The sequence below is a fragment of the Anaeromassilibacillus senegalensis genome (assembly GCF_001261775.1).
GTDB lineage: Bacteria > Bacillota > Clostridia > Oscillospirales > Acutalibacteraceae > Anaeromassilibacillus > Anaeromassilibacillus senegalensis.
Genome location: NZ_LN868535.1, coordinates 394,707 through 417,215 on the forward strand (window position 1 = coordinate 394,707; position 22,509 = coordinate 417,215).

Genomic DNA, 22,509 nt, shown 5'->3' on the forward strand with positions numbered 1-22,509 from the left:
ACTCTGGTAATGTTTTCCTGTCAAGTTGGTTTACTAATTCTTTTGTATCTTTATACAAATCAGATTATAAAAAAAATCAAATCGATACGATTAAGGGCGTTAAATTTTGATGTTCCGACAAAAACAGTGCATAAAATTCGTGAAAACGCCGCAAACACTTGACTAATCTACCAATTTAACGTCCTAAAATTTTACTTCTTATTTTCTTGTATTTGACCGGCCAAAAAGCAAAAGGAACCGCCTCGGACAGACCATCCTTGGCAGTTCCTTTTTCATTTCTGTTTTTTAACGATCACTTGCCGGCAGATACCTGCCAGTTGGAAATTGTGCCTGCAGCAGCTGACCGGGGCCAGCTTTTAAGCAATTGTCACCGCGCAATGTTTCTGCGGCGCCGCGTTGGAGATTTGGGTATAGACGCCCGTGCTCTGGCCCGGTGCGCCGATTGCCCAAACTCTGTAATAGTACGCGTTGCCGATCTGTGCGACAAACTGGGTCTTGAGCACATCGCCGTTGCCGACAGTAAAGCCCGGAACCTGTCCGTTGCCGTTGACAACCGTCATCTTAAAGCAATACGCCGCGCCTCTCTTCAAGGTGAAATTGACTGTCGTGTCGGAGACAACGCTCGCCGCCTGTGCAACGTTTGCGCCAACAACCGCCGTACCCGCGCCGCCGTAGGAGGAACCGCCGGTGGAACCGGAGCTGCCACCCTTGTTGGAATCCGGCGTGGAGGTCTTCGGCGCCAGTTTCTCTTCGTTGTCAAGCGCCATATAGTACGCCGCGCCGATTTCTTCTTTGGAAGCGCCGCTCTTTACCAACGCATCGAGCGCTTCCACGCTGGCACTGTATGCCGCATAGGTCTCTTCTGTGTAATCAGAAGCATTTGTGTTTGCAAAACGCGCAAGCAGCTCGTTCAGCTCGGCGCTGTCCGGAATCTTCCGCAGGGCCGCCATCGCGATTGCCAGACGGGACTCCATCACATTGTAATCTGCCTGGGATGCACTGTCGTTTTTGAGCAGCTCAACCGCCGCCGCCAGAACCTTCTGGAATTCCGCCTTGCCGGTTTCCAGATACTTCTCCAGATCATACGTGCGTGCCTCGTCAACCAGACGCTGGAGAGAATCCTTGCTTGTCGCATGGACCAAAGCGGTAATCGCTTCCTTCAGCTCCTTTGTCATCGCGTCAATGTCTTCCTGCAGGGAATCCTTCGCGTCGAACATCGCCTGCGCTCTGTCGCGCACCGCGATCATCGCATTCCAGCTGTCAACGGTGAAATCCGCTTCATTCATCTGCGCTGCCATCGTGAGCTGGAATTCCAGCGCCGTCATATCGCCGTTGCGGAATTGCAGCAGCTGGATCACGTCGATCAGGTCTTTCCAGGCCTTGTCGATCGCCGCCTGATCCGCCGTCTTGGAATCCGCCACCGCTTCCGCCGCTGTCAGCGCTTTGTCGATCAGCTTCTGTACGGTCGGCATTGCCTCCGCGTATTCCTCGCCGCCCTGTGCTTCCTTCGCAAATTCGATCGCTGTGTTCAACACCAGCTTGTTGACAATGGTAAACGAGAAATCCAAAGCGGTATCTTCTTCGCCGCCTTTTACCTCGTAGGTATACAGGTTCTTTTCAAAGCTGTCGTCCGCTGTGCCGTTCACGGTCACACCCGCAAATTCTCTGCCTTCCGCATAGGGGACAAAGGACAGGACCGCGGTATCGCCCGCATAAACTTTGCCTTGGTAATAGCCCGGGAAATCATAGGTTTCTTCGATGTCGCCCGTCGCCTTGATGTCCGCGCCGACGCTGTACTTCACTTTGACGCTCGGTGCTTCCACCGGGGTGATGCCTTCCTGGCCGTTTGTCGTAAACGCCTTCAGGCAGACGTTGCCGATTTCATCCCATACGTCGCCGTCAAAGTCGCCCGCGACTTCGATGTTCACGCCGCTGGTGCCGGGCTTTATGTTGCCGGTCCAGTCGCCCTGGTTCTCAGAAGCCGGGTCCACTCTCTTGGAATGCGCCGTGTAGTTCTTGCCAACGCTCGCCATGTCGATCCAATTCTTGCCGCCGTCCACGCTGATAAAGCTCTGGTGCGGTTTGATCGCCGCTTCCACGCGGAAGTTGTCCAGGGTCGCGTTCATTTCCGTTGCAACCGGGAACGCCCGTGCAAGCGGGTTCTTCAGGGTGACGACGACGGAATAATACTCGCCCTCGTTCAGATTGACCGGCTCGTCCAGATAAACGGTATGGTAACCCGGATAAGCTTCCGTTCCGGTTTGCGGCGCTTTGTACGCCTTGATGCCGCTGGTCGGATTGTAATTGTTGGTGTTTGTATACACCTGGATCGCATATTCCGCGTCCGCGTCCGTGGTGTAGAAGGAAACCGCCTGCAGGGTCTCGTCGCCAACCGCTTTGAAGATGTTGGCCATCGGGACCGCCGCGCCCTTGTCCTCGCCGCCCGCGGACATGGACCAGCCGGTGCCGTCGTACTGGTAGTTGTGGTCGAATTCATCGGCGTCCGCTACCGTGTACTGGGAAACCTCTGTGATGCTGCCTTCGTCGTAAGACATATAGAAATAGCCGTGCATGTAGGACCAGTCGCCCCAGCTGTTGCGGATCAGCCAGCCGCCGTCATGCTCCGGATTTTCGTCCTTACTGTTTTTAAAGTATTCCTTCGGAATGTTGTCGTCCCAGCCGACAATCTGTACCGCATGGCCGCAGTCTGTAAATTCAGACCCGGTATAGTGGGTCATGATGACTTTCCGGCCGTTAAACTCACCGATCATGGCCGGCTCATATTCTTCCTCATAATAAAGTGCGTTTGTCCCGCTGGCGTTGTAGGCCACCTCCAGGCTGCCGCCGTTTTCATACAGCGCCTGTTTGATGGCAGTGGTGTCCAGCTCACCCTTCGTGTTGAATTTGGGCAGGTAATTGCTGTTGTTCAGACGATACTCCTGATGGAACTGCAGATCGGGGTCCAGATCCAGCCACGGGGTCTTGTCCACATCATAGAAGGGTTCCGGATACGGGGCCTCTTCTTCCAGGACCGGGCCCATGCCTCTGGCAAAGGTCGAGGTGCTGGCAAAGCTGTTGCCGCCGCCGGTATACTCAACGTAGGGCTTCTCTACATCGCTTGCGTTGTACTCATAGGGCAGATAGGTATCGCCGTCCGTCTTGTCCGCCGGGTCGTCCGGGTTGGCGATCGCGTGGAATGTAAAATACGCCATATGGACCGGGGAAAGCACCGGCGTGTCCTCCTGGAGCTCATCGTACAGGCTGGACGCAATCGCGCCCGTTGCGGCAAATGCCCAGCAGGTGCCCCATCCGGCCTGGTCGCGCACTTCCGGCGTTACACGTCCATCGTCGACCGTGTTGTAGGCGGAGGGCAGTTCCTCCGCTGCGGCGCGGGCGAGCGCTTTCGATTTGGGCACATCCTGCAGCATGTAGGAGGTGTCCATGCCGGAGCTGGAATACCCCATCACGGTCCCCATTTCCACTTCGCCCTCAACCGGTTCCGGCGTGGGCCTGTCCGTCTTTGCAAACGCCATGGTTCCGCTGAACGATGTGGTCAGCATGGAACACGCGATCAGCAAAGAGACAATCTTGCTTCCTGATTTCATAAACTCGACCTCGCTTTTCCTTAAATTTACTCCGCGAAGGAGCAGGACGGACAATCTTTTTCTGTCCGTTTACACCCCCGATTGTACTCCGGAAAAATTTTCCTGTCAAGTTTCTAATTGAAATATTTATGAATTTTCTTGCATTTTATTAAATTTAATCGAAAAATAAACGCCCATATCTTTCAATATCGAGAACATTAAGACGACAGACATTTTTTATCCTGCATAATTTTCAATATTTTATAAGATTAGCTCAGTAAAATATATAAAACCCAAAGGAGGGCCCATATAAGAAAAACCGGACGGCAAGCCGTCCGGTTTCATTTTCTGTTTTTACGCCTGTTCCTGCGGGTTGCCGATGGAAATGCCCAGCTCTTCCAGCTGTTTGGCGTCCACGCCCGCCGGGGCCTCCATCATCAGGTCGCTGGAGGACGCCACCTTCGGGAAAGCGATGACCTCGCGGATACTGTCGCAGCCGAGCATCAGCATGACCAGGCGGTCCAGACCGAACGCCATGCCGCCATGCGGCGGCGCGCCGTAGCGGAACGCATTGATCAGGAAGCCAAAGCGCTTCTGCGCCTCCTCCGGCGTAAAGCCGAGCGCCTCAAACATCTTCTCCTGTAATTCCGGATCGTTGATTCGGATGGAACCGCCGCCGACCTCGTTGCCGTTGAGCACCATGTCGTAGGCCACGGCGCAAACCTCGCCGGGATTCGTGTTCAGCTTTTCAATGTCCTCCGGGCGCGGCATTGTAAAGGGATGGTGCATCGCAACCCAGCGGTTGTCCTCTTTGCTGTACTCAAACATCGGGAAATCGGTGATCCACAGCAGGCAGGGTTTGCTCGTGTCGATCAGGTCAAAGCGCGCCGCCAGATTGCAGCGGAGTGCGCCAAGGGAGCTGTAAACCACCGCGTTTTCGTCGCTTGCCACCAGCAGGAGCACGTCGCCCGGCTCCGCGCCCATGGTGGAACGGATCGCGGCGACCTCGTCCGCGGAGAGGAACTTCTCATAGGAGGAGGTTTCCTTCTCCGCCAGGCGCGTCCAGGCCAGCCCTTTCGCGCCGTAGGCCTTGATCCACTCGGTCAGTTTGTCAATCTCTTTGCGGCTGAGCGCTTCCGCCTTGCCCTTGAGGTTGATGCCGCGCACGGAACCGCCGCCCGCCAGCGCACCGGCAAATACCTTGAACTCCGTGTTCCGCACACAATCGCTCAGGTCCGTCAGCTCCATGCCGAAGCGCAGGTCCGGCTTGTCCGAGCCAAAGCGGTCCATTGCCTCATGCCAGGTCATGCGGCGGAAGGGCGTTTCAATGTCGATATCCAGCACTTCCTTGTAAACCTTCTTCATGAACCCCTCGCCGATAGCCATGACGTCGTCCTGATCGACAAAGCTCATCTCCAGGTCGATCTGGGTGAATTCCGGCTGGCGGTCCGCACGCAGGTCCTCGTCGCGGAAACAGCGCGCAATCTGCATGTAGCGGTCAAAGCCGGAAAGCATCAGCAGCTGTTTCAAAAGCTGCGGGGACTGGGGCAGGGCAAAGAACTCGCCCGGGAACACGCGGGAAGGAACCAGATAATCGCGCGCGCCCTCCGGCGTGGACTTAATCAGGTTCGGCGTCTCGATTTCAATGAATCCGTTCTGATCAAAATAGTCGTGCGCCACCTTGACAATCTTGTGGCGGCCGATGATCTTTTCCTGCATGTCCGGACGGCGCAGGTCCAGATAGCGGTATTTCAGGCGGGTATCCTCCTTGACGTTGGAATCCTCCACAATCTCAAACGGCGGCGTTTCGGCCTTCGCCAGTACGCGCAGGTCGGTCACTTCCATTTCAATGTCGCCGGTCGGCAGCTCCGGGTTCTTGGATGAGCGCTCACGCACCACGCCCTTCGCGGCGAGCACGAATTCCGCGCGCGCAGCAAACGCCTTGTCAAAAACAGCGCGGTCGGTGTGGTCGTCAAACGCAAGCTGGATCAGGCCTGTGCGGTCGCGCAGGTCGATAAAGATCAGCTGGCCCAGATCGCGCTGGCGTTGTACCCAGCCACAGACCGTCACTTCTTTTCCAATTTCCGTACCGCGGAGCTCCCCGCAGTAATGGGACCGCTTCAGGCCCGTCATTAATTCCGCCATGGAATGGCACCTCCAAAATGTATTTCTAAAAGTATTTTTTCTTTAAAATGCAAGGTCTCCCTGTTCTGTTTGCATACAGACGAACTGCTCCACGAAATTTCCCGCCAGATTGATCTTTTTCTTTTCTCCGGTCTCCATATTCTTGAGTTCGGCGGACTGGTTCGCCAGCTCGTCGTCGCCCAGCACCATACTGTATTTTGCGCCGATCTTGTCCGCATATTTCATCTGCGCCTTCAGGCCGCGGTCGTTTTCGTCGCACGCCGCCATAATCGAGCTCTTGCGCAGCTCCGCAGCCAGCTTGAACGCTTCCAGATGCGCCGCCGCGCCCAAAGAAGCTATAAACAGGTCGCAGCGCTTCGGCTCCGGCATCTCGATCTTCTGCTTTTCCATCACCATCATCAGGCGCTCGATGCCCATGGCGAATCCAAGCGCGGGCATCTTCTGGCCACCCATCTCCTCGACCAGCCCGTTATACCGGCCGCCGCCGCAGAGGGTGCTCTGCGCGCCAAGATCGTTGCTGATAAACTCAAACACCGTGTTGGTGTAGTAGTCCAGTCCACGCACAATCGTCGGGTTGACGGTATATTCGATGCCAACGGCATTCAGATACGTCTGCACCTGTTCAAAATGCGCTTTGCAGTCATCGCAGAGGTAATCCAGAATCTTCGGCGCGCCCGCCGCGATCTTGGAGCAGACCGGACTTTTGCAGTCCAGAATGCGCATGGGATTGCGTTCAAGACGGCCACGGCAGGTCTCGCACAGCTCGTCCTGATACTGGGCAAAATACGCCTTGAGCGCGTCGTAGAATTTTGCGCGGCAGGTCGGACAGCCGATGGAATTGATCTCCAAACGCAGGTTCTGGATATTCAGCCGGTCAAAGATACCCTTCGCCAACCCGATCAGCTCTGCATCCGTGCTGGGGCTGTTGCTGCCGAACAATTCCGCGCCAAACTGGTGGAACTCGCGCAGGCGGCCCGCCTGTGTGTTCTCGTAACGGTAGCAGGTGGTAAAATAGTACATCTTGACCGGCAGGCCGTTGTTGTAGAGCGCATGTTCCAGCAACGCGCGCACGACGCCCGCTGTGCCCTCCGGCCGCAGGGTAATGGACCGGCCTCCCTTGTCGTTGAAGGTATACATCTCCTTCTGCACCACGTCGGTCGTTTCACCGACGGAACGCTGGAACAGGCGCGTATCCTCAAAGACCGGCGTCCGGATTTCCCCGAATCCGTGGAGCGCCGCCTCGTCGCGCATGACGTCTTCCACCGTCTGCCAGTTTCCGCTCTGTCCGGGCAGGATATCCTGTGTGCCTTTTTGTGCTTTGATCAGTTCCATCTGGATCCCTCTCTTTTATTGTACTTTTTCTGTAAAAGTTACTCTTAAAATGTATTTTCCCACTTTTCACCTTGCAGGGAATGGCTAAAATGTGTTTTTCCGCTTTTCTAAAAAGCGGCGGTTTCCAAAGGCAGAGCCTTTGGTCGTTCTCCGCAGAGAACGAAACTCTCTTTCTGAGAAGAGCGAGTGGGAACGAGTGATAGGGTCCTTTACGGACCTGTTGTGCTGCCGCACGGGTTTTCGTGACCCCGGCTTTCGCCGGGGGTTACGTCGCTTTGAAAAGCGACAGCAAAGATTGTTTACTTTAAAAAAGTAAAACAAATTTTATTAAAACATTTTTTACACTGCGGAAGCAATGAGACTCGTTGCTTTTGAAATGCAAACGAAACTTTATTACATGTACTGCATTTCTTTAAAACTTTTATTTTACTTCATACGCAATTACAGCAGATGTTGTTGCATAGGCAATTTTGCATAAAAAAAACAAAACCAAAAACGCTTTGCATAAAACAAGCAAATTGATTGCATGTGCAACATTATACCTTTTACGCATTTGATAAAGCGGGAGAAAACCGCTGGTTGCCCTCATGCCGGGCGGCACCAACTTTCGGTCTTGCCACGAAAGTTGGACAAAGGCACGCGTAGGGGGGCGCGAGAGCTGGGCTCCGTATTAGTTCGACTCACGCCCCCCTACACCCCCGGTATCCTCATATACCTGGGATGCTCAGGGAGGACGGCGTGCTTTTCATTGCCGGTGGAGCTTGGGCTGCGTTTGCTTTTTATGGGTTTTATGCAAATTATCAGCTGGGCTTTATCATTTTTCATGAGGACGTTGTTGGGGGGAACCTCTGCGTTTTTTTATAGCATTCAACCTTATGGGATAACCACCGTAGGTGCGGAAGACGTTGCACGTCCTGTCGCGGGCATCCGTGGGTTTGTGCTTACACTAAGCTTCCGCCCGCGCCGTCCCGACCGGAGGTCCCGGCTGGAAACTAAAAAAGCCCCTCGTCCCTTGGTGAAAGGGACGAGGGGTATTCCTCGTGGTGCCACCCTTTTTCAGGAGCAGGACGCTTGTCCGGACGCTCCTCTCAAAGCTTCCCAGTTTACTGCGCGGGAAATACGCCGGCTCGCGGATGTCTTCTCCGGACCTCCTGACGCAGCGCGCTTCCACCAATCGCGCGCCTCTCTGTGGCGGGAGTTTCCGAATACTCTTTCCGTGTCGTCGCCAAGGGATTCCAGCCGGAATCACCTGTTCTGCAAGTGATTTTACACGGTTCCGGCCGATTTATAATTCTTATTTCCGCATATGTGCGAAAATTATGCTTTCGGATTTAAAATATTGCGCCAATCGAGGTCGCCGCGCTCCAGCCCGTGAATCAGCACCTCCGCCGTGGCGATGTTCGTCGCAACCGGAATGTTGTGCATATCGCACAGGCGCAGCAAGTTCATATCGTTCGGTTCATGCGGCTTCGGATTCAACGGATCGCGGAAAAATAACAGCAGGTCGACTTCGTTACAGGCGATGCGCGCCGCAATCTGCTGGTCGCCGCCCTGGGAACCGCTCAAAAAGCGCTGGATCTCCAGTCCGGTCGCCTCCGCAACCATTTTGCCGGTGGTCCCTGTTGAACAAAGGAAATGACGGCTGAGGACCCCGCAATAAGCAATACAAAACTGTACCATCAATTCTTTTTTCGCGTCGTGTGCAATGAGTGCAATGTTCATCTATGATTTCATTCCTTTCAATAAAAAAGCGCACAGGCTGTTACCCTTTGATTGCCAAAGGCACCTGTTCTCCCTCTAATCTGGCCGCCAACCGGCCAAACGCCATGGACCCCGCGGATTTCAGCGGCGCGGGCCCGCTGGAAGCGGCAGCCGCCGCAAGCGCCGGATCCTCCGGGATGATTGCAATCAGGCGGATGCCGGAAACGTCGATGACGGCGTCCAGGTCCCGGTACGCGCCCAGGTTGCGGAAGCTCTTTTTGTTGAAACGGTTGACCACCAGCCGCTGCTGCCGCACGCCCGCATCCTCCAGCGCCATCCGGGTCTTGTTGCAGTCCCGCAGGCAGACCGGATCCGGCGTGGACACCACCAGCGCGCGCTGCGCCGGTGCGACCGCACTGTAAAAGCCGCTGCCGACGCCCGCCGGGCAGTCGATCAGCACATGGTCGTAATACTTTGCCAGGGCGGCAACCAACTGTTTCATAATTTCGGGGCTGATGATATCTTCTTCACGGCTGGGAGCCGGCAGCAAAAACAAGCCCGGCGCCCATTCGCAGGCATAAATTGATTTGACCGGATCGGCCTCCCCGGCGGCAACATCCGCAATGGTGAAGACCTGCCGCTCCACAACGCCGAGCATAAGGTCCAGCGACGAAAGGCCCGCGTCGCCGTCGATCAGCAGAACGCGCCTGCCGCGGCGGACCAGAGCCAGTCCCAGACCTGTTGTCAGCGTGGATTTTCCCACGCCGCCTTTTCCCGATGTGATCACTGTAACAGCACCCATAAATAAAACCTCATTATCATACTACCACAAATTTTTGGTGTAGTCAAAGTATTTTTCTTGTTCATTTTTCCCATTTCCCATCGGATTGGGATGTATTTTGTAAAATTGACAGGTTTAGCCCTCTGAAACGGGCTGGTTTTCGTTGGAAGCATCGTTTGCGCTTGCCGACGACCCTGTCCGCGCGTTCCCCTGCGGTGTTTCGCCGGAGGAAGACGTCCCGTTCTGCCCGGAGGACGTCCCCGATGCCACACTGGACGCGGTCTGATCCTCCGGCATGACGAGGTTGCCTTCCTCATCCACCGTTTTTCCATAAAAATACGCATCCAACAGATCCTTGACCACCTGCTGGCAATAGGTGCCGGTGGCGCCATGCTGTAAGACGACCGCGACCGCAACCTCCGGGTCGTCGTACGGCGCAAAGCCGATGAACGCCACGTTATCAGAGCCGGGCCCCTGCGCGGTACCGGTCTTGCCCGCGATGGGTACCGGATAACTGCCCAGCATCCGGTGCGCGGATCCGCGGTTTTCCGTGATGACGGCTCGCATCCCCGCTTTGACATAATCGATATTTTCCTGCGAAACGCCGGTTTCCGCCGCGATGACAGGATTGTTCGGATCGTTTTCCATGATCGTGGTCTTGCGCGTGTAGTCCGTGATTTTATCGACAATGTGCGTCTGGTAGCGCACGCCGTTGTTTGCAATGGTGGAGGCATACGCCGCGAGCTGAAGCGTTGTAAACTGGTTGTCGCTCTGCCCAATGGCGGCCTGAATGGTATCGCCCTGCACCCAGGCCTTGCCGACGGAGGCGCTGTACTCCTTGCCAGCGAGAATGCCCGCGTTTTCGTTCAGTTCCACACCGGTCTTGACGCCAAGGCCAAACCGCTTGCTGTACAGGTTCATTGTCTCGATTCCGGTGTAAAACCCTGTCTCGAAGAAGAAAATATTGCAGGATTCGGACAGCGCACGCCGGAGAGAAAGCGTGCCGTGTGTTCCCAAACATTTCGGCGTAAAGTTCACATCCGCAAACCGCTGATACACGTGGGCGCAATGGAATGTGGTATTGTTGGTAATGATCCCTTCTTGCAGTGCGGCGGCGGCCACCGCGGGTTTGAAGCAGGAACCCGGCGTAAAGATGCCATTGAACGCCTGGTTGACCAGCGGATGGTCCGGATCCTTCAGCACCTCGCTTTTGTAAGCGGTATCCGTCATATATTTGCCCAAATCATAATTGACGTTTCCAGCGGCGGCCAGCACGGCGTTGTCTTTGACGCGCAGCACAACGGCGGTTCCCAGCACACAGTCCTGCCCGTTCCATCCGCCCTTTTTGGCGGCGAGCTTCTGCCCGTTTTCGCGGGCGGCAATCACATTTTGATCCAAGGAAACCTGCGCCACCTTTTGCAGATTGCTGTTAATGGTCAAATAGACGGTATGCCCGGATTCCGGCGGCTTGATGACGGTTTCCGACGCGACGCCGCCCCGGCTGGTGGTTTCCACCTGTTTTTCTCCGGCTTTGCCGCGCAATTCTTTTTCAAACGCGGCTTCCGTGCCGCTCTGTCCCATGCGGTCGTTGTACGCGTATCCCTCGTCCTTCTTAGCGTCGTACTGCTCCTGCGACAGCGGACCCATCGTACCGATCAGGTTGGAACCGATGTCCCCGCTGGGATACGTGCGCGCGGTGGTAATCTTGATGCTCGCGCCCGGCAGGAGCTGTGTATTTTCACTGACGATACCGACGGTATCTCCGGAAATATCCGGCGCAAAAATATACGGCGTAGAGGAGTTGAACCCTGATTTTACCATATTATAGCGCACCGATGCAACATTCCGGATCTCTCTTTGTGTGTAGGATGGATCGATGTCATATTTCTCGATCAACGCGTTCATGCAGTCCTCCGCCGTGGCGTAGGAGTTCAAATCAGCGTAATCCTTGCCCTTGAGCCGCTCCACGGCGGCCTCGCTGTCCGGCAGGAACTCGTATTTGTCCGCCGCATTGATGAAAATGGGCAGCTCGTCCGTCCACTGTTCCTTCCTGCCGTTCAGCAGGTTGGTCAGGCGGCGGATGGTTTCGTTCTCCGTACCGCGCGGCATATACGGGCGTTCAAACTGGATGGCGTAGCCGGTTTTATTCGCCGCCAGCGGGTTCCCGTGGATGTCGAGGATTTCCCCGCGCGCGGCGTCCATGGCAACGATGGACGCGCTGGTGGCGTCGGCTTTTTTGCGGGTATCCGCACCGTTTAAGATCTGCCAGTCAATCAGGCGCAGGATATAGACGGCAAGAATGCCGAAGACGATGCCGATCAGCGCGACACTGCGCAATGTTACTTTATGTTTCATCTTTTCACCTCCAGACCTGCGGTCAGCACGGCCCGCCCTATCGTGTTGCCGAAATCACATCCGCGCAGTGGCGGGACGGACGGGACAAGCTCCCGGAGCTTTTCCTTTATAGATTTTTTTAACCTTACAGGTTATTGCTCAAACGTGTTTTTCCACTTTTCTAAAAAGTGGCGGTTTCCAAAGGCAGCGCCTTTGGTCGTTCTCCGCAGAGAACGAAACTCTCTTCCTAAAAAGAGCGAGTGGGAACGAGTGATATGGTTGTTTACGAGGCACTAAGCTGCCTCTGGGGCTTTTCTTTGGTTCCCCGGCGAAAGCCGGGGAATGTACGTCGCTTTATAAAAGCGACAGCAAAAATTGTTTACTTTAAAAAAGTAAAACAAATTTTTATCTTTCAAAACAATGGGATTCTTTGTTTTAAACAAGCAAAAGTAAATTTTCACATTGCGAAAACAACGGGTTCCTTCACTTTAAGAAAACAAAAGAAGATTTATTGCATAAGCAACATTTCGTTTAAAACTTCTACCTTACTACATAACACGATTATAATAGAAATTGTTGCATTAACAATCTTGTGTTAAAAAGTAAAACTAAAAACGCTTTACAGGAAATAAGCAAATTGATTGCGCGTGCAATCTTATCCCTTTTTACGCTTTTGAAAAAGCGGGAGAAAACCGCTGGTTACCCTCATGCCGGGCGGGCACCTCCGGTGGGGACGCTCTCTTGAGGCTAAAGCCTCGCTCGATGCTCCAAACGACCATCGCCGTAGGCGCGTTAGACACTGCGTGTCCGGTCTTGCCACGAAAGTTGGACAAAGGCACGCGTAGGGGGGCGCGAGAGCTGGGCTCCGGATTACTTCGACTCACGCCCCCCTACACCCCCGGTATCCCCATATACCTTAAATGCTCAGGGAGATCAGTGTGCTTTTCATTGACGGCGGAACTTCGGTTTTTCTATGCTTTATGGGGATTCTTTGCCCAGGGTCAGCTGGGTGTTTTTAACTTTCAACAAGAAAATTTAATCAAGTTACCGGCTAAGATGTCACACGGGAGCTGGTACTTTCTGTCGCGGGCATCCGTGGGACTGTGCTTGTATAGGCGTCCGCCCGCGCCATGCTGACCGCAGGTCCGCCTCCCTAATCCCCCGGTATCCTCATATACCTGGGATGCTCAGGAAGGGCGGCGTGCTTTTCATTGCCGGCGGAGCTGAAGTTTTCTTTTCTCATTGAGATTCTTTGCCCAGGGTTGGCTGGGTATTTTTCATTATTGGCGAAGTTTCTTTGCCTATTTAATTATCAATTCTATGGGATTTACTGAGGGCTTCGCCTTATGATTTATATCCCATCCTCGGCGGTCCCGCGGATCTGGAGGGCGAGGGCGCGGTTGAAGAAATAGCAAAGGGGCATCGCGAAGAAAGAATAGGCCATACGGGGGAGATAGTGCTGCACCAGCGCATAGCCGCTGTGGTCGTAGCCGTACAGCAGGAAAAAGAAAACCCACTGCAAAAACAGGATGATCCCGACGGACGCCAGTCCCAGCAGGACGGCTGTCAGGAAATTGGTCTGGATCAGGTCCGCCGTCAGAATGCCCACCAGATAACAGACCGACGCTAACAGCAAACCGTGAAATCCCAGCACGCCGCCCATTCCGAAATCGATGAACAGGCCGCACAACAGACCGACGCCGATGCCCGCGAACTCGCTCTCAAACATGGCGATGGAAACCGCGGCGGGAATCAACAGCACGGGCCGTGCACCGAAAAACGGCGGCAGCAGGCCCGGTGTCTCCTGCACCATGAACAGAATCAGGATTTCAATGGTATAGGCAAAATAGCGGATCAGCTTATAGCGGTCCATCATTGGCCCTCCGTTTCATCGGAGGAAACGCCGAACGCCTCGTCCAGCGCCTGGCCCTGCCCTTCAAACTCTGTAATAACCATCACATCGCGCACGTTGTTGACGTCGACAAAAGGTTTGACTTCCGCGTAGAGCGAAACGTCATATTCCTCATTTTTTACCGTCACCACTTCGCCGATCGCCAGCCCGCTGGGATACACGCCGCCCAGCCCGCTGGTCGTCACGATGTCGCCCGCCTTCGCGGGCGTATCCGCCGCCAGGAATCCCAGCTTCACCAGCCCGTTGTCCGCCATTTTGATGTCCGTGCCGACCACGCCGCTGTCCCGGCGGAACGCCGGTTCCGCGCCGGTTTGCCCGGTTGTGCCCGCCCCTGTCTCACCGGCAGCCTCCGGCTTCTCTTCCTCGGTCGTCGTGACCAGCGCGGCAATCTTCGTATCCGGGGAGAGGATGGTCGTCACCTGGCTGTAGTTGGTATTGACCGCGGAGATAAAGCCCACCACGCCCGCATCCGTAATGACCGGGTCGTTCTGGGCAACGCCGTCGCTGGTGCCCTTATCGATCGTAAATTTATACAGCACATTCGGGTCACGGCCAATGACCGCCGCCGGCACCGGCTTGAAATCGCGGTTTTCGTCTTTTAATTCCAGATATTTACGGAGCTGGGCGTTCTCCATACGGTATTGGTCGTAATGGACCAGCTTGGCGTTCAGCTCCTCTATTTTCTTTTTCAGCGCGGCGTTCTCGTCAATCAGCTCCTCCTTGGAGCGCATGACCGGTTCCGCCGCGACCACGGCGTTGTTGGTAACAATGGTACTCACGCGCTGCATCGGCGTGGCGACCAGTCCCATTGCATCCGCCGCAATGGAACTTCCTGTTGAAGCCGTGTAGAGCATCAGCCCAAACATGACAAAAATAAGCGTCAGCAGCACCTTAAAGCTTCTGCCGTGTACAAAGTCTTTCATCTGTGAACACCTCCCGTACCAAAATGATCAAAAAAAGGGCTCAGGCCGCCGTTCCGCACGGCGTCTGAACCCTCTCCGGGGCCGGCGGGTTCCGCCGGTTTATCTGCGGGCTTTGTAATAGGAGGAAGGCATGACGACCTCCAGACGCTTGCCGGTGCCGTCCACCACGCAGTCCAGCGGGCTGTCCGCCACATGGACCGGCATGCCGGTCTCCTGCTCCACCAACTGGTCCAGACCGCGCAGCAGCGCGCCGCCGCCTGTCAACATAATGCCGTGGTCGATGATATCCGCGGAAAGCTCCGGCGGGGTCTTCTCCAGCGTGCTTTTGATTGCGTCGATGATCACTGCCAGCGGATCGGAGAGCGCTTCGCGCACCTCTTCCGCGCTGATGCTGACGTTCTTCGGCAGGCCGTCCACAAGGTTGCGGCCCTTGATGTCCACGGACGCGCTGTCCGCCTCATCGCCGGTGGGGAACGCGGAACCAATGGCAATCTTGATCTCCTCGGCGGTGCGTTCACCGATCAGCAGATTGTATTTCTTTTTCACATAGGAAATAATTGCTTCGTCGAATTTATCGCCCGCCACACGAACGGAGCAGGAGGTGACAATATCGCCCAGAGAGATGACGGCCACTTCCGCGGTACCGCCGCCAAGGTCTACAATCATGCTGCCGGTCGGGTCCGCGACGGGGAGTCCCGCGCCGATCGCGGCGGCCATGGGCTCCTCGATCAGCTCCACCTGGCTGGCGCCTGCCTGACGGGCGGCGTCCTCCACCGCGCGGCGCTCGACTTCCGTAACGCCGGACGGGATGCACACCACGATATGCGGGCGGCTGAACGCGGTGGACTTCACCGCCTTTTTGATGAAATGCTTGAGCATCGTCGCGGTGATATCAAAGTCCGCGATGACGCCGTCTTTCAGCGGACGTACCGCCACGATGGAACCGGGCGTACGGCCGATCATATCCTTCGCGTGGGAGCCGACCGCCAGAACGGTATCTGTGCGGACGTCCACGGCGACAACGGAGGGCTCGCGCATGACGATACCCTTTCCTTTCATATATACAAGCGTATTGGCAGTCCCCAGGTCAATTCCGATATCCTTTGAAAACATTCCAAAATTCCCCTTTCAACGTCAGGCCGGCACGGCGGCAAAGCGAGTATCCGCAAGGTCAGTTTTATCGAAAAACCCGCGCCGCATCCGGTCTTACAGGCGGCAACAGGCGGTTTTACATAAGATTTATTATAACCGTTGCACCCGCATTACTCAACAAAAAAATTGTGAACAAAAATAAGTTTGTCAGAATCCACATTTTGCCAGCAGGCAAAGGGAAGTTTGCCGCCAATTTTTTGTAAAAGAATGCCTTTTCATTAACAGGAGACAGCCCGCCTGCCGGCAGGCTTTACTCCTGTGCAAGCAGCCTTACGACCCGCGCAATGGGCAAACCCATCACATTGTAGTAGTCCCCGGCAATCTCTTTTACCAAGAGTGCGCCGCGTCCCTGAATGCCGTACGCGCCGGCCTTGTCCATCGGTTCGCCGGTCGCGACATACGCGTCAATCTCCCGATCTGTCAGGGGATAGAACGTGACCTCCGTGCGAACCGCCTCCACAACGCAGCGTGCCGGGGTGCGGATGCAGAATCCCGTAAAGACCTCGTGCGTCCTGCCGGAGAGCAGGCGCAGCATTTCCGTGGCGCGCGCCGGGGTCTTTGGCTTGCCCAGAATGGTTTCTCCCAGCGCAACAACGGTATCCGCCGCCAGAATCGTCCCGTCCGGATACCGGGCAAACACGGCGTCCGCCTTGCGGCGCGCCAGCAGCTTGACCGCTTCTTCCGGCTGCGTACCGTCGGCAAAACGCTCGTCCGCGTCGGCGGGTGCGACGGTAAACGAAATCCCCGCCAGCTCCAGCAGCTCGCGCCGGCGCGGGGAAGAGGATGCAAGATAGATCATGGAACTACTCCTTTACCCGGATTTTCAGATACGACAAGATTGCGGCAAGCAGGAGAATCGCCTGCGCCACGTTGATATTGACCGAAAGGCCAAAGGTCAGTTTTACGATCGCGAGATCCAGCGTAGCGGGCTCCAACCCGAACCCGGCGCTCATTCCCAGCCATGAGAGGAACCCGATCCCCTGCACCGCCGTCCCGATCACGCTGCCCAGAACGACCGCCAGCAGCAGAAGGACAATCAACAGCAGGGTTTTGACCAGCCCTTTTTTCATACATGCATCTCCCGTTCTTGGGGCATTTGCCCCAGATTACCGGCCCGTGGAGCCGAATCCGCCCGCGCCGCGCTCTGTCTCGTCGAGGACGTCCGTCTCTTCCAGCGGCAGATTCAGAACCGGCATGACCACAAGCTGCGCGATGCGTTCGCCCGGCTCGACGGTATACGGCTTTCCGCCGACATTACATAGCCCGACGCAGAGCTCTCCGCGGTAATCGCTGTCAATCACGCCGACGGCATTGGACAGCGAAACACCGTGTTTGACGCCCAACCCGCTGCGCGCAAAAATCAGCGCGACGGTTTGGGCGTTCGGCAGGGCGATCGCCAAACCGGTCGGGATCCGCACCAGCTCATGCGGCGCGATGGTAACGGGGGACGGTATGCAGGCATGGAGGTCCAGACCGGCAGACCCGCTGGTTCCCCTGCGGGGAATGATGGCATTTTCATTTACTTTTTTGATTTTTAAGGTATCCATTTGACCTCCGGTCGGGACGGCCCGCCCTCTTCTGTTTCCAGAATTGGTTCCGCGCAGTGGCGGGACGGAAATAAATTTCTCCCGAATTTCTTAGTTAATTTTTTAGGACTATTTTCACCTTGCAGGGAAGGGCTAAAACGTATTTTTTCACCTTTCTAAAAGGTGGGACCTGCGGTCGGCTCGCGCCTACGGCGAGGATCATTTTTTACCTTATTAGGTAATGGCCCAAACATGTTTTTCCGCTTTTCTAAAAAGCGGCGGGATCAAAGGGCGGCGCCCTTTGCCGTTCTCCGCAGAGAACGGGACTCTCTTCCTGAGAAGAGCGAGTGGGAACGAGTGATAGGGTCCTTTATGAGGCAGGGGGCTGTCTCTGGGGCTTTTCTTTGGGACCCCGGCTTTCGCCGGGGTGTACGTCGCTTTGAAAAGCGACAGCAAAGACTATTTACTTTAAAAAAAGTAAAACAAATTTTTATCTTTTAAAACAATGGGATTCTTTGTTTTAAACAAGCAAAAGTCAATTTTCATATTGCGAAAACAATGGGTTCCTTCACTTTTAAGAAAACAAAAGAAGATTTATTGCATAAACAATATTTCTTTTATAACTTCTATTTTATTTCATAATTATAGCAGAAATTGTTGCATAGACAATCTTATGTTAAAAAACAAAACTAAAAAACGCTTTACTTGAAATGAGTAAATTGATTGCATATGCAATCTTTTTCCTTGTTCGCTTTTACAAAAGCGGAAAAAAACCGCTGGTTGCCCTCATGCCGGGTGATGTGAACCCAAAAGATTAGACAGCAAAGTACGCAGAAATTATATCGGAAAAACGAGAACGGAACGAACAAGGACTAAGCCCCCGAAGCCGAAGTTTTATGCGGTCATGGTTATAATAATCGATATAGCATTCCAATTCAGAAACAAACTGTGAAACACTTTGAAAGGTATTTGTGGACCAGAGTTCTGACTTCAAAACACTAAAGAAGTTTTCAGCCATTGCATTGTCCAAACAGTTTCCCTTGCGTGACATGCTCCGCCGAATCCCCTTGTCCCGCAGCATCTGATCATATGACCGCATCTGGTACTGCCATCCCTGGTCCGAATGAAGAATTAAATTCGTGTTGTCTGGAGTTTTAGAAAAAGCTTTCTCCAGATTCCGGGTAACTAATTTGAAATCTGGATTGGCACCAATGTTATAGGCAACCACTTCATCATTAAAAAGATCCAGGATTACAGAAAGGAATATTTTTTCTGAACCCAACCGGAATTCTGTTACATCCGTTACCCATTTCTGGTTTGGACGGAATGCAACGAAGTTCCTTTGCAACAGGTTGGGTGAGAACGACCCCACGCATCCATGAAACGCCTTGTAACGCTTTGTTCGGACTTTACAGGTTAAATCCATCTCTTTCATCAGCTTGCGGACCGTTTTGTGGTTTAGACGCCAACCTTGACTGCGCAATTCCACTGTTGTCCTGCGGTATCCGTAACGGCCCTTGTGCTTTTGACATATGAAACCGATGGCTTCCCGGGCATCTGCATATTTATCTGCTCTTTTCATCGCTTTTGTTTGATAGTAGAATGTGCTGCGGGCAATCCCTGCGATGCTCAGCAAATCTGACAGCTTGTATGTTTGCCTCAGTTCATGGATTATTCTGATTTTTTCGTTCGCTTTTGCCTCTCCTGAACCAAGGCCTGCAATTTTTTTAAATATGCATTCTCCATTTCCAGCCATTCTACCCGTTTTTCCAGATCTTCCTTTTCTTTTTCTGTCAGCTGCCTCCTCCGTCCTTCCGGATTTCCTCCCCGACGGTCCTTATACAGACCTTCATATCCTTCTTTTTCATAAATCTTTTCCCATTTTCTCACGACTGAACTGCACTTTATTCCATATCTTTTCGCTGCTTCCCGCTGACTCATGTGCTCTTTATGCATGCTTTCCAATACTTCCTGTTTGAATGCCCCACTGTACTTTCGATATGTCTTTTTTTCTTCCATATCGTTCACCCCTTCTTATTTTACCACTTTTGTCCAACTTTTGGGGTGCATTGCAGGGCGGCACTTCCTTTCGGTCTTGTTTCGAAAGGAAGCAAAGACCGCGTAGGGGGGCGCGAGAGCTGGGCTCCGGATCACTTCGACTCACGCCCCCCTACACCCCCGGTATCCTCATATGCCTGAGTGGCTCAGGGAAACTGAGGTGCTCTTCCTTGCCGGCGGAGCTTTGGGTTTCCCTTTTTTATGGGGATGCTTTGCCCAGAGTCGGTTGGGTGTTTTTTAAATGGTAAAACCATGATCTATTTTTAGCTAGCTGCGATTATTCTGCAAAGAATTCATCGTAGCTTACGTTAAAAAGCGTTCTCAACGCTTTCAAATCGCTGGCTTTGATATTGCGGCGGCCGGTTTCGATATTGGCGAGGGTTGTTCGGGACATGGTACTGCCCATGAGCTGCAATTGTTCCACAACCTGCTGCTGCGTCATTTGTTTTTCCATGCGGATGGTTTGGATGTTTCTGCCCAGCGGCACATCCTGCAAAATCCACTGCATGGCGCTCAACCCCGGTCTCTGCCTGCTGGTTCCATCTGAAACCCTCTATAATACAACCCGCGGGTAAAAGAGCCGGGCGGGGGCGGAGCCGCGTTTCCGGAGCGGTACGCTTCCAAAACGCGCTGGCGCTCGTCCATGGACTCCGTGGTGAAGCGGAGGGTCAGGAAATCCATATTGCGGATTTCGTTCAAACGGTCCGCCATCCAGACCGGCACGGAGTTGACCACTTCGCTGCACGCCCCGGTGCAACGGATGGGAAACTGCACGCCCTTGCGGTCGGTCAGCACCGGCGGCGTTTTGCACTTCAAACAGCCCTGCGGTCCATTTGCCGCCGGGCAGTTGCGCGTTAGCATCAGCGGTACGCGCCCGTAGGCGATTAAGCCGCGCGGCAGGGCGCCGCCCAGTGCGGCGGCCTGGTGGACCGTCAGCTCAAAGCTCAACTCCGCGTCGGACAGGCCAAACGCAGTATACCATTCGATCGCCGCGGAATTGGTCAGATTTAAAGAAAAACCGCCATGGACGCGCAGGCCCGCTTCCTTTGCCAGCGCCGCCGCGTCCAGCGTTCCGGCCCAAACATCCGTGACGCCCGCTTCTTTCATCTGCCGCAATCGCTTTTGCACCTGTGCCTCCATGCCGAACAGGCCGCGCGGCAGCTCCAGCGCGCAGGGGATGTCCCTTATACCCCTCTCCACGTCCTGCTGTGTACCAGCGACCGCAACCTCGCCGCCGCCCTGCGTTTGCTTTTCATGGTTTCTCCTCCTATCCTGCGGCGGCGACCCCGCCGGTTTTTGTGCGTTTCTATCCATAACACAATACCGGACGTGAAAATTTTTCATGGTTTCGGTTACAAATGATGACAAAGTGATAAAATATTTCCTGGAAAATCCAGAGCGTGCTATACTGGAAGCAATATCAGGATAAGGGAGGAAACGTCATGAAGTGTCGAACCTGCGGAACGGAAAATCCGGATCATGCAAACTTTTGTAAAGAATGCGGCACCAAGCTGAGACCGGCGATCTCTTTGAAAAAAGATGACCCGCCGGCATTTATAGACCGTACATACACAAGGGACAGCGACCGGCCTGTGCCCGCGCCCGAACCAATGGCGGAATCCTCCGCGTCGACGGTGGAACCGGAGCAAACACCTCCTTCTGCTGGTGCGCCCGTTTTTTTCCCCTCGTCCACATCAAACCATCATTCCGCGGATTTGCCGCGCAGCGCTTTCAGCGAGCCACCGGTCACGGGCAGAAAAACCGCTGTCCCGGATGTCCTTCCCAATCCGCGGCTTGCGTGGGGGGAAGAGGACGACGAGGATGAGGGAGCGGAACCCTGGTATGAAAACACCTGGGTCTGCATCGCCGCGCTGTTTCTGCTTTTCCCGTTGGGCGTCTTTTTGCTGTGGAAGTTTCATAAAGACTGGGGCCACACGGTCAACACTGTCATCACTTGCAGTTTCGGTGCAATCTTTGCGGCCATTATCCTTTCATGGTCTACGGCCTGTTTCATAGATTACATGGATTCTTTGGTCATACGGCCGGAACAACTGCAAATCCTCAATGGTCCCCTCACGCTGAACCTCAACGAATCGGAATATATTGACTTCAAAATCACCCCGCCAAATGCGTCCTGCGACGATATTTGTTTCCTCTCCACGGAAGACGGCGTTCTGTTATTGCAACAATTTCTCGACGATGGGGTATTGCGTGGAAAGATTACTGCCACAGGCGCGGGGAAAACCTATATCTATCTGTATGGTAATGGGGTGAAAAGTGAAGCCATTCAAATTTCCGTAAGAAATCCCGAAGAGCTACAGAGAAAAGCCGACAGATTCTCTGAAAAAATAAAGTCATTGGGGCCTGTTACCTTGAATGACGCCTTGCGGATCAAGGAAATGCTGAGGGAATACAATGCTTTTCCCGACCATATCAAAGAAACCATACCCAACGTGGACGTTCTAATGGAAGCCAAACGCACAGTGGAACAGTTGGAAAAAGAGGAGCAGGAACGCGTTGATCAAAGCATTCAGGAAGTCGTCGCGGCGATCGACCAGATCGGGGATGTCTCGCTGGAAAAGCAGGATTTGGTTTCCAACGCACGCGCGAAATGTGAAGGTTTACCACAATCGGAATGGTCAAATATCTCCAATTACAGGACGCTGATGAACGCGGAACGGGCAATCAAAGAATTGCTTTTCCGGCAGGACTTTATTTCTCACTGTAAACCGGTCACGCCTTCTCTCTACAAGCAGTACCTTCGCAAACCCAACGCTTATCAAGAACAGTCCACGCATTTCCGAGGAACTGTTTTTCAAGTTGTGGAGGAAACAGAGAAAAGCAGCTCCTATCTGGCCCGTTTGACGGATGAAACCGGCGATACGGATATGGTTATTTGCTTTGTCTATCAGCCGGGCAACCAACCCCATATTTTGGAGGGTGATCTCGTCTCCGTTTATGGAACCTACGACGGAACGATGCGCTACTTTACCAGCGAAACGACGACTGCAACCGTGCCGCAGATCACAGCGGAAATTGTTGATGTGGAATCAAACTGAAG

General features: G+C 54.1%; 17 protein-coding genes. 1 reads left to right on the plus strand and 16 read right to left on the minus strand.

Going from position 1 to position 22,509, the window contains the following annotated elements:
• Positions 1–356: 356 nt before the first annotated feature.
• The 16 genes from BN2106_RS01980 to BN2106_RS02055 form a co-directional block, all read right to left on the minus strand.
• Positions 357–3,605, minus strand: coding sequence for a lectin like domain-containing protein (locus tag BN2106_RS01980; RefSeq protein WP_050696893.1), 3,249 nt, complete (start codon positions 3,603–3,605; stop codon positions 357–359).
• A gap of 333 nt (positions 3,606–3,938) precedes the next feature.
• Positions 3,939–5,729: an aspartate--tRNA ligase gene (gene aspS, locus BN2106_RS01985; RefSeq protein ID WP_050696894.1), complete on the minus strand. Its 1,791-nt coding sequence runs from the start codon at positions 5,727–5,729 to the stop codon at positions 3,939–3,941.
• Positions 5,730–5,771: 42 nt separating this feature from the next.
• Positions 5,772–7,061, minus strand: a complete 1,290-nt coding sequence (gene hisS, locus BN2106_RS01990; RefSeq protein ID WP_050696895.1) for a histidine--tRNA ligase — start codon at positions 7,059–7,061, stop codon at positions 5,772–5,774.
• A gap of 1,317 nt (positions 7,062–8,378) precedes the next feature.
• Positions 8,379–8,783, minus strand: coding sequence for a methylglyoxal synthase (locus tag BN2106_RS01995; RefSeq protein WP_050696896.1), 405 nt, complete (start codon positions 8,781–8,783; stop codon positions 8,379–8,381).
• A gap of 40 nt (positions 8,784–8,823) precedes the next feature.
• The gene (locus tag BN2106_RS02000) at positions 8,824–9,564 is read right to left on the minus strand and encodes a nucleotide-binding protein (RefSeq protein WP_050696897.1); all 741 of its coding nucleotides are present in this window, start codon (positions 9,562–9,564) and stop codon (positions 8,824–8,826) included.
• Positions 9,565–9,678: 114 nt separating this feature from the next.
• Positions 9,679–11,898 (minus strand): penicillin-binding transpeptidase domain-containing protein, encoded by a 2,220-nt coding sequence (locus BN2106_RS02005; protein WP_050696898.1) that lies wholly within the window; start codon positions 11,896–11,898, stop codon positions 9,679–9,681.
• A gap of 1,330 nt (positions 11,899–13,228) precedes the next feature.
• On the minus strand, positions 13,229–13,750 hold the full coding sequence (gene mreD / locus BN2106_RS02010) for a rod shape-determining protein MreD (RefSeq protein ID WP_242846227.1): 522 nt from the start codon (positions 13,748–13,750) through the stop codon (positions 13,229–13,231).
• Positions 13,750–14,712, minus strand: coding sequence for a rod shape-determining protein MreC (mreC, locus tag BN2106_RS02015; protein WP_050696900.1), 963 nt, complete (start codon positions 14,710–14,712; stop codon positions 13,750–13,752). The genes mreD and mreC overlap by 1 nt, the downstream gene beginning before the upstream one ends.
• A gap of 99 nt (positions 14,713–14,811) precedes the next feature.
• Positions 14,812–15,825 carry a rod shape-determining protein gene (locus BN2106_RS02020; RefSeq protein ID WP_050696901.1) on the minus strand — a complete coding sequence of 338 codons (1,014 nt, stop codon included), beginning with the start codon at positions 15,823–15,825 and terminating at the stop codon, positions 14,812–14,814.
• 289 nt (positions 15,826–16,114) lie between these two features.
• On the minus strand, positions 16,115–16,663 hold the full coding sequence (locus BN2106_RS02025) for a Maf family protein (protein WP_050696902.1): 549 nt from the start codon (positions 16,661–16,663) through the stop codon (positions 16,115–16,117).
• A gap of 4 nt (positions 16,664–16,667) precedes the next feature.
• The gene (locus BN2106_RS02030; RefSeq protein WP_050696903.1) at positions 16,668–16,934 is read right to left on the minus strand and encodes a DUF4321 domain-containing protein; all 267 of its coding nucleotides are present in this window, start codon (positions 16,932–16,934) and stop codon (positions 16,668–16,670) included.
• A gap of 36 nt (positions 16,935–16,970) precedes the next feature.
• Positions 16,971–17,411: a dUTP diphosphatase gene (gene dut, locus BN2106_RS02035; RefSeq protein WP_050696904.1), complete on the minus strand. Its 441-nt coding sequence runs from the start codon at positions 17,409–17,411 to the stop codon at positions 16,971–16,973.
• Positions 17,412–18,204: 793 nt separating this feature from the next.
• Complete coding sequence (locus BN2106_RS02045) at positions 18,205–19,146, minus strand: IS3 family transposase (protein WP_082236322.1); 942 nt, start codon at positions 19,144–19,146, stop codon at positions 18,205–18,207.
• Positions 19,062–19,409 (minus strand): helix-turn-helix domain-containing protein, encoded by a 348-nt coding sequence (locus tag BN2106_RS15505; protein WP_074017374.1) that lies wholly within the window; start codon positions 19,407–19,409, stop codon positions 19,062–19,064. Before BN2106_RS15505 ends, BN2106_RS02045 begins: the two co-directional genes overlap by 85 nt.
• Before the next feature lie 316 nt (positions 19,410–19,725).
• Positions 19,726–19,956, minus strand: coding sequence for a helix-turn-helix domain-containing protein (locus tag BN2106_RS02050; RefSeq protein WP_050697005.1), 231 nt, complete (start codon positions 19,954–19,956; stop codon positions 19,726–19,728).
• A 5-nt stretch (positions 19,957–19,961) separates the two neighbouring features.
• Positions 19,962–20,762, minus strand: a complete 801-nt coding sequence (locus BN2106_RS02055) for a U32 family peptidase (protein WP_195891753.1) — start codon at positions 20,760–20,762, stop codon at positions 19,962–19,964.
• A gap of 128 nt (positions 20,763–20,890) precedes the next feature.
• Between BN2106_RS02055 and BN2106_RS02060 the strand changes: the two genes are divergently transcribed.
• The gene (locus BN2106_RS02060; RefSeq protein WP_050696907.1) at positions 20,891–22,507 is read left to right on the plus strand and encodes a zinc ribbon domain-containing protein; all 1,617 of its coding nucleotides are present in this window, start codon (positions 20,891–20,893) and stop codon (positions 22,505–22,507) included.
• The last annotated feature ends 2 nt before the right edge of the window (positions 22,508–22,509 follow it).